The sequence below is a fragment of the Photobacterium sp. OFAV2-7 genome (assembly GCF_022347985.1).
GTDB lineage: Bacteria > Pseudomonadota > Gammaproteobacteria > Enterobacterales > Vibrionaceae > Photobacterium.
On sequence record NZ_JAKRFQ010000131.1, the window covers coordinates 1 to 8,094 of the forward strand.

The following is an 8,094-nucleotide window of genomic DNA, read 5'->3' on the forward strand; positions in this document are numbered from 1 at the left end:
CTGAAGGACTGCCTGCTCATGCTTGGCTGGCACCGTCTCTTTCAGCCACTCTCCAGCACTGTCATAGCGGCCAAAATAGTAATGGTATTCGAAACCGGTATCTGTCGCAGTCAGGATCAGCCACCAGCCCCAGAACTCACGCTCTTCCGGCTCTTTCTTGGCACTGATACAACTGGCAAGGCAGTCAAAAAAGAAATGGCCCTCGGAAGACTGTTGCTGGCGCAGATAGGGGCCAAGTGCAGTAAGCTTCGTCATCAAGCGCCCATGTGGCGGAAATGTTGTTGTAGTCGTCATAGCGTATCTCCATCCATAGTCAATAACACAATAACAGCATCCATCGGGTGCCAGACAAAAGCCAGGGATCATCACTGCCCAGCTTTTGTCACTCGTTATTCCATTTAAGCCATAAAGCCAAGAGATAGCAACATTTTATTTACAATAGCACGACTGATAACGCAGTCCTCAGGCTAGTTTTTCTTTCAACCAGTCCACCACTGTTTCCAAGGCACGGTGATACCCATCGTGGAGGGGTTTTTCCGGAAGCGTTATTGCCTTACCACCCCGGCTGGACATCGCAATCAGCTGGTTATCAAAGTCGGTACAAACAGGATCATTTTTCAAGCTGATCCCCAGCATTGGCACTTCGGTCTTACGGCGCCCCAGCAAGCCCTGCTGCTTGAGCGACCAGGCAGGAAGATGAGAGGTCAGGCTGGCCCTGGATACCCCTTTTTTACCCATTCGCGAGGCAATCATGTCGAGATACATTCGGGGCATGGCATCAAGCCGCTTGGGATCAGCCAGTACACTGTGTATTGCTCCGCCAAGGCTGATGCACGTTTTCAGTCGGGTTGGTTCAATAAACCCAAGGCGGATTGCGGCATTGCCCCCGAAGCGCAACCCCAGCATGGCAACACGGTTATGGTCGACCCAGGGCACGTCGCGAATTTGCTGTAACAATGCCTGATGTAACCGGCTGGTATCTTCCGTCAAAGCCCAGGGGGCACTGTGGCCGACAGACGGCATGTCCAGAGTAACCATGGCAAAACCGGCCGGTCCGAGGTAATCATGGTACAGGCGCCACAAGTCTGACTGAAGGGTGTCGAGCCCGCCGCTGACAATCACGGTTGGCAGCAATTTATCGGTGCAAGGCAGGTGAATGAATGCCTGGAACGTCTTACCTTCGTATTTGACATCGATCGTTTTCATTTTATGGGGCATATACTCCATGGCTTCACGATAGGTCTGGTTCGCCTGGAGCTCTGCCTGTGCCGCCAGTGTATCCCCTTTTAGATGAGGGTAAGCCGCGATACTGTAGTACATACTGGCAGTCAGCAGCACCTGTCCCGCCTTGTCTTTCTTATCCGCCTTAACCAGCTCCCGGGCTGTCTTATGGTACATGGCGCCAGACTGACTCCACTCATAAATCCAGTTACCGGGTTTGTAGCCAATCACGGTATCGAGCAGCTCGTCATCGGTTCGCTGGGCCTCGGAGTTTGCCATCCGCGCAAGAATCGCCTCCATCTCAATCGGGTCGATTCCCTGCCATGCCCATTGCGGACGCCTTAAGATCCGGTACCACCCTGCCTCACTGTCACCATCGATCGCGTTATGCATTGGCTTAGATGCGACATGAGCCAGCTTAACCAGGCTAGAGGTCTCTTTAGAGGTTTGCCGTGGTGCAAACAGCTTTTCGGATAAGTTAGTTTTAGAGGGTTCAGACACGGTAAGCTCCATTGTTCGAATTCTTTCTATGCGCAACGACTCATTTGGCACTCCTTTTACTCAGGAGAATAACACCGCCACCGGGAAGCAATCATCGGCATACGCAATGACATTTATACCCAAAGTATACCACCCAACAGTCAATTGCAGTGTGCGCGCAAAAACAAAAAGATGGCAAAGCCTCCTCCTACCGTTGATCTGCAAGTATTTGGCTCGGATGACAAAATCATGAATGCAACATTGAATTAATTCGCTTACTTTGACGCAACAATGAGAATAAAGAAGGTTGTAACGCCACTTTTTGCCAGATCTCCGGCTGATTTTCTATCCTGGGCTATGCTGATAATACTGTTAGTATTTTATACGGTGGTTGATGTATGAAAAAAATACTCGGTATAAGTCTGTTACTTCTTTCTAGCTCAGTACTTGCTTCAAACGGTGGTGGTAACGGTGGTTCTTTAGGCGGTAATCCTGGTGCTGCATCAGGCGCCGTCAATGCCAAAATAGCCGTCTGCCTCGATGGCTCAGGCGAGCAAATCCCAGGCTCCTACCAAACCAAACTCGACAGAAAGTGTAAGTTGACCGGTCACGATATGATTGACCTAATCAACTACAATAATTTCTATCGCAACAAGCCCAACGGCGAATCTCTTTCTGACATAAGAGCCATGCGTTAACCGTCTTTCCATAAGGGCTGAGTGCTCACGGTTACGATTAGCAAACAAAAAAGGAGCCATCTAGGCTCCTTTTAGTCACTCATCGACCGGCAACTATTGTTTGGCAATCGGGTCTACAAACGTAACGGCCATGTCCCATGGCTGCTCAATCCATGTGTCCTGAGCAATATCCACTACGTAGTCATCAACCAGGTGCTTACCGGCAGGCTTGGCACAAACAGTGACAAATTTAGCCTTCGGGTACATTGCACGGATCATCTCGGCAGTACCGCCAGTATCTACCAGGTCATCAACAACGATGAAGCCCTCACCATCACCTTCGGCCTGCTTCAACACTTTCATTTCACGCTGGTGATCATGGTCGTAGCTCGAGATACATACCGTATCAACGTGACGGATGCCAAGCTCACGGGCCAAAATCGCTGAAGGAACCAAACCACCGCGGCTAACAGCAATAATACCTTTCCACTGATCAGCAGGAAGCAGTTTTTCTGCCAGCTGACGAGTGTACATTTGCATGTTGTCCCAAGTGATGATGAACTTATTACTCATATCCGATGAACCTCTGAATCAGCGATATTGTCGCTGGATATATTTATAAACTGTTATAAGAAGATAATTTTAGCAAGAAACAGGGCTGCAATAACCCATACGCTAATATTTACATCTCTTCCCTTGCCACTCATAACCTTAACAGCAGCATAAGTGATAAAGCCAAGGCCGATACCTTCAGCGATGGAGTATGTTAGCGGCATTAACAGGCAAACGACAACCACAGGTGCCGCTTCTGTTAAGTCGCGCCAATCTACGCTAACCAGGCCTGACATCATCAGAATGGCCACATAGAACAACGCACCGGCAGTCGCATAGGCTGGAACCATACCTGCCAATGGCGAAAAGAACAATGCCAGGAAGAACAAGACACCGACTGTCACGGCTGTCAGCCCGGTACGACCGCCCACAGCCACCCCTGACACGCTCTCGACAAACGACGTCGTATTTGACGTACCCAATACCGCGCCCACTGATGTCGCCGTACTGTCAGCCAGCAACGCACGATTCAGGCGCGGCAGCTTGCCGTCTTTATCCATCAGCTCTGCTTTTGTCGCCACACCGACCAGCGTGCCGGCGGTATCGAACAGGTCGACAAACAGGAATGCAAACACAACAGAAATCAGGCCCACTTCAAGTGCACCGCTAAAATCCATCTGCATAAAGGTCGGAGCTATGCTTGGTGGTGCCGACACAACGCCGCCATAACTAATATCACCAAACAGCACGCCCAGGGCCGTTACCGAAAGAATGGCAATCAATACCGCTGCTTTATAACCACGGTGTACAAGCGCAATGGTCAGGAAAAAGCCCAGGGAAGCCATCACAGCCGGGAAGCTGGTCAGATCGCCGACATGAACCAGCGTCGCCGGGTTATCGACCACAATGCCCGAGCTCTGTAGTGCAATGAACGCCAGGAACAGACCAATACCCGCCGAGATACCGGTCCGCAAAGCCATTGGAATCGCATTGATGATCCACTCACGTACACGCAGCACACTCAGGGCAATAAAGCACAGGCCAGACAAGAATACTGCAGCCAGTGCAACCTGCCACGTGTGCCCCATACCAAGAACCACGCCATAGGTAAAGAATGCATTCAATCCCATCCCCGGAGCCTGAGCAACCGGATAGTTGGCGACAAAGCCCATAATGAAACAGCCAACCATTGCTGCCAGACAAGTAGCGACAAAGACTGCCCCCTGGTCCATCCCCGTGGTGGCAAGCATTGTCGGGTTTACAAAAATAATGTAAGCCATTGTCAGGAAGGTCGTCAGACCCGCCAACAGTTCGGTGCGAACATCCGTACCGTGCTCTGTCAGTTTGAATAGTTTCTCAAGCATTGCTCTCGGTTCCTTGGAGATAATATGCGCTAGGTTAAAGTTAAAATAGAAAACGTTTGCGCAGTCTATTTTTGGGGGGCGATTATATGTCGCTTGGCAAGCAATTTCCAGAAAATAACGCAACTATCAGTAGCACACAGGCTTAACCGAATAAAAAACCAACCCAGGCGAAACCACAAAATGAAAAAACCAATAAATTTCATTAAGTTAACATTGCATTATCATGTTGATATTTTAACCGCTCAAATTTTTCAACTGGCACGCAAACGATAATATGCATCAAGTTAATAATGAATTTATTAACTAAGATGCTATGTAATCGAATACACCGCTATAACATTAAAAACTGCAAGGTTTGGCTGAAAAGAAAAGGGATTTGATAGATAAAAAAACGCCACTCCAATAAGGAGTGGCGGAAGAATGTCTTGAATAGCCGAAAAGCGGGTATTCCAAATTCTCAATAAAGGGGGTGAACAATACTTGCTCGGGACACCATGCCTGAACCGCTAAGACTCAGGCACAACATCATAAATTAATAGCCGAAAGAGTTCGGGTACTGGAAGTTACCAGTGAACACAGAGCGGTTATTCCAAAAGTTTGCAATTGAATCGAATGCTTTCATCTTTATCACCATAAATATTAAGTTATCAAAACACGTAAAACGTTTAGTGCTCAGCCATCAGGGCTTTACTTAATCTCAGTTCCTTGGAGGCGATACCTCGGGCTCATCCTAGAGCGGTTTACTGTGTTATCTCGTCTTCACCAGAAGATGGGTAAACTATACCCTTTGCGTAATAAACTTACAAGCATTTTCTTTAACTTCGTCACACTTCTTTATTTTATGTGCGTAGCGCCTCTTTTTTTTGTAATTTTATTACAGAATCGAGCTGCACAATTTTAGCAATTCGAGACTAAAGTGTTACGAGCGAGTTCTTGATTTGTTATGCCACTGCGAAATACCCTAAGGGTTCTGGGGAAATAATAACGACAATAAGACAGGGACAGGCTATGGGCATCGTATATAAGCTAAGAGCACTATCTATCAGCCGGCGACTTTACTTACTGGGGATCACCATCACGGTACTGTCCCTCATCCCTCTGCTTCTTTTCGCTTCCAATTACCAGTCAAGCATGCTGGAGCAGAAACGCCTCAAAACCCGCCACCTCGTCGAGTCTGCCCACAGTCTGTTTCACTATTATTACCAACAGGAACAACAAGGCGTGTTAAGTCGTGCCGATGCCCAGCAGCAAGCCAAGCAGGCAATCGCCTCTCTCCGGTATGAAGAAAAAGACTATTTCTGGATCAACGACATGGCACCTAACATGGTGATGCACCCCTTCAAGCCTTCATTGGACGGTAAGAACCTCTCAGGTTTTAAAGACCCGCACGGTAACCCGCTATTTTTAAACATGATCGCAGTGGTCAAACAACAGGGTGCCGGTTTTGTTGACTACTACTGGGAAAAACCAGGCTCAGAAGTCCCGGTAGAGAAGATTTCCTATGTCAAAGGATTTCAGCCATGGGAATGGGTTATCGGCTCGGGCATCTATGTCGACGACGTCCAGGCCCAGTTCTATGCCGAAATGAAACAGCTCGGGCTGATCCTGCTAGGCTCGTTATCAATCATGTTTGTGATGGCATGGTCGATTGGTCGCTCCATCACCGCCCCCTGTGAAGAGACTCTTTCGGCCATGCAGGATATTGCCGAAGGCGATGGCGACCTGACACTCCGCCTTCCCTGCCATGGTAATGACGAGCTAAGCCGTCTTGCCCGGGCCTACAACACCTTCGCCGGCAGGATCAGCATTATGCTCAAGGACATCTCCCCTGTCAGCGAACAAATAAGCTCTACTTCCACCCAGCTCAATGCCGTCGCGACCCACACAGTCAACAGCGCAACAGAGTCGCATAAAGGCGTCGACAGCGTGACCGCCGCCATGCTTCAGCTTCATACCAGTAACCAGCAGGTATCGCAGTCGGCACGTCAGGCAGCAGAGGCCGCCATGGATGCCCACCAACAGAGCGAAACAAGTATCTCTGTGGTTTCTAATTCCTCGGCTGAAATGCACGCCCTGCTCAACCTGCTCGATAATACCGATACCAGTGCTCAGGCACTGGCCAGAGACTCGCAAACCATCGGCTCGGTGCTCGACGTGATCCGGGGCATTGCCGACCAGACTAACCTGCTGGCGCTCAATGCCGCTATCGAAGCCGCCAGAGCCGGCGAACAGGGCCGTGGCTTTGCCGTGGTTGCCGACGAGGTACGTACCCTGGCGACCCGCACTCAGGCCAGCACCAACGAAATCGAAGAAATCATTGATAGCCTCCAGGCCCGGGCCATAGAGGTCAGTGAAGCCCTAGTGCAAACCCGAGAGCAATCAGCCAGTACCGCCAGGCATGCCGATGACGTTGCCCGGACGCTGACTACCATCGGCGAGCAGATCACCACTATCCGTGAGCTCAACCAACATATTGCCGACGCCAGCACCCAACAAACTCAGGCTGCCGAAGCGATCAATGGCAACCTTGCCCAGCTGACGGAACACAGCCAAAAAACCGTTCAGCAAGGGGAGCAAATATCAGCCGCCAGTGAGCAACTTCTTGCGAGCGGTCACAATCTTAACGCCCATATTTCGCAATTTAAGATTTAACTGTCCACGTTTCAGACACAGTGGTATCCTTGAAGCAATCGCGATAGTTTATTCTGCTAGATAATCTAGCTCACTGGCTAATATTCAGCTAGTGAATCGCTTAAGCCCAATAGTTTATAAGGGAGACTGCTGTGTCTGAAATCAGTCAACTGTCACCGCAACCTGTGTGGCAATTCTTCGATCAAATCTGTTCAATTCCCCACCCATCAAAGCATGAAGAGCTACTCGCTCAGCACATCATCAAATTTGCCGAAGGTGAAGGACTAGATGTACGCCGTGATGCGGTCGGTAACGTCTTTATCAAAAAACCTGCTACTCCGGGCATGGAAGACCGTAAAGGTGTTGTTCTGCAGGCACACATTGATATGGTGCCGCAGAAAAATGAAGACACTGAGCACGAATTCACAGAAGATCCGATTCTGCCTTATATCGACGGCGAATGGGTTACAGCCAAGGGCACGACCCTAGGTGCTGACAACGGTATGGGTATGGCCGCATGTCTGGCTGTGCTGGCTGCAAAAGATGTTGAGCACGGTCCGTTGGAAGTCCTGCTGACTATCGATGAAGAAGCCGGTATGACAGGTGCTTTTGGTCTGGAAGAAGGCTGGCTGGAAGGCGATATCCTATTGAACACTGACTCAGAGCAAGAGGGTGAAGTGTACATGGGCTGTGCTGGCGGCGTCGACGGTTCGATCACGCTGGATATTGAGCGTGAGGCAGTACCGGCTGAACATGCAGCGGTTAAACTAGTGATCAAAGGCCTGAAAGGCGGTCACTCTGGCTGTGATATTCACACCGGTCGTGGCAATGCCAACAAACTGCTGGGTCGCTTCCTGTTCGCCCACGCTGAAGAGCTAGGCCTACGCCTGACTAGCCTGACTGGCGGTAGCCTGCGTAATGCAATCCCACGTGAAGCCTTTGCCCTGGCAACACTACCGGCAGCCAACGTTGACAAACTAAACGAGCTATTCACCCACTACCAGTCAATTCTGAGTGCTGAACTGGGCAAAGTCGAAACCGACATCAACCTGTTTGTAGAGCCTGCAGAACTGCCTGCTGACGTACTGACTGAAACAGCGCAGAAGCGTTTCTATGCGGTACTGAATGCCTGCCCGAACGGTGTACTTCGCATGAGTGATGACATCGAA

General features: G+C 49.9%; 7 protein-coding genes. 3 read left to right on the top strand and 4 right to left on the bottom strand.

All coding sequences use genetic code 11. The features are described 5' to 3' along the window. Together crl and frsA are read right to left on the bottom strand one after the other, a co-directional pair. Positions 1 to 294, bottom strand: a 294-nt coding sequence (crl, locus tag MHN01_RS09635) for a sigma factor-binding protein Crl (RefSeq protein ID WP_239411157.1), incomplete at its 3' end; no start/stop codon positions are given. Between the two features lie 168 nt (positions 295 to 462). Next, positions 463 to 1,722, bottom strand: a complete 1,260-nt coding sequence (gene frsA / locus MHN01_RS09640) for an esterase FrsA (RefSeq protein WP_239411158.1) — start codon at positions 1,720 to 1,722, stop codon at positions 463 to 465. Between the two features lie 377 nt (positions 1,723 to 2,099). On the opposite strand from frsA, the gene MHN01_RS09645 reads away from it, so the two are divergent. Beyond that, positions 2,100 to 2,399, top strand: coding sequence for a hypothetical protein (locus MHN01_RS09645; protein ID WP_160657870.1), 300 nt, complete (start codon positions 2,100 to 2,102; stop codon positions 2,397 to 2,399). A gap of 93 nt (positions 2,400 to 2,492) precedes the next feature. Here the strand turns inward: MHN01_RS09645 and gpt are convergent, their stop codons facing one another. Both gpt and MHN01_RS09655 read right to left on the bottom strand, forming a co-directional pair. Further along, on the bottom strand, positions 2,493 to 2,951 hold the full coding sequence (gene gpt, locus MHN01_RS09650; RefSeq protein ID WP_075763786.1) for a xanthine phosphoribosyltransferase: 459 nt from the start codon (positions 2,949 to 2,951) through the stop codon (positions 2,493 to 2,495). 53 nt (positions 2,952 to 3,004) lie between these two features. Next, a complete protein-coding gene (locus MHN01_RS09655) occupies positions 3,005 to 4,294 on the bottom strand; it encodes an NCS2 family permease (protein WP_160657867.1) in 1,290 nt (429 codons plus the stop codon). A 1,008-nt stretch (positions 4,295 to 5,302) separates the two neighbouring features. On the opposite strand from MHN01_RS09655, the gene MHN01_RS09660 reads away from it, so the two are divergent. Together MHN01_RS09660 and pepD are read left to right on the top strand one after the other, a co-directional pair. Beyond that, complete coding sequence (locus tag MHN01_RS09660) at positions 5,303 to 6,946, top strand: methyl-accepting chemotaxis protein (protein ID WP_239411159.1); 1,644 nt, start codon at positions 5,303 to 5,305, stop codon at positions 6,944 to 6,946. A 131-nt stretch (positions 6,947 to 7,077) separates the two neighbouring features. Beyond that, on the top strand, positions 7,078 to 8,094 hold a 1,017-nt coding region (gene pepD / locus MHN01_RS09665; RefSeq protein WP_239411160.1), incomplete at its 3' end, for a beta-Ala-His dipeptidase.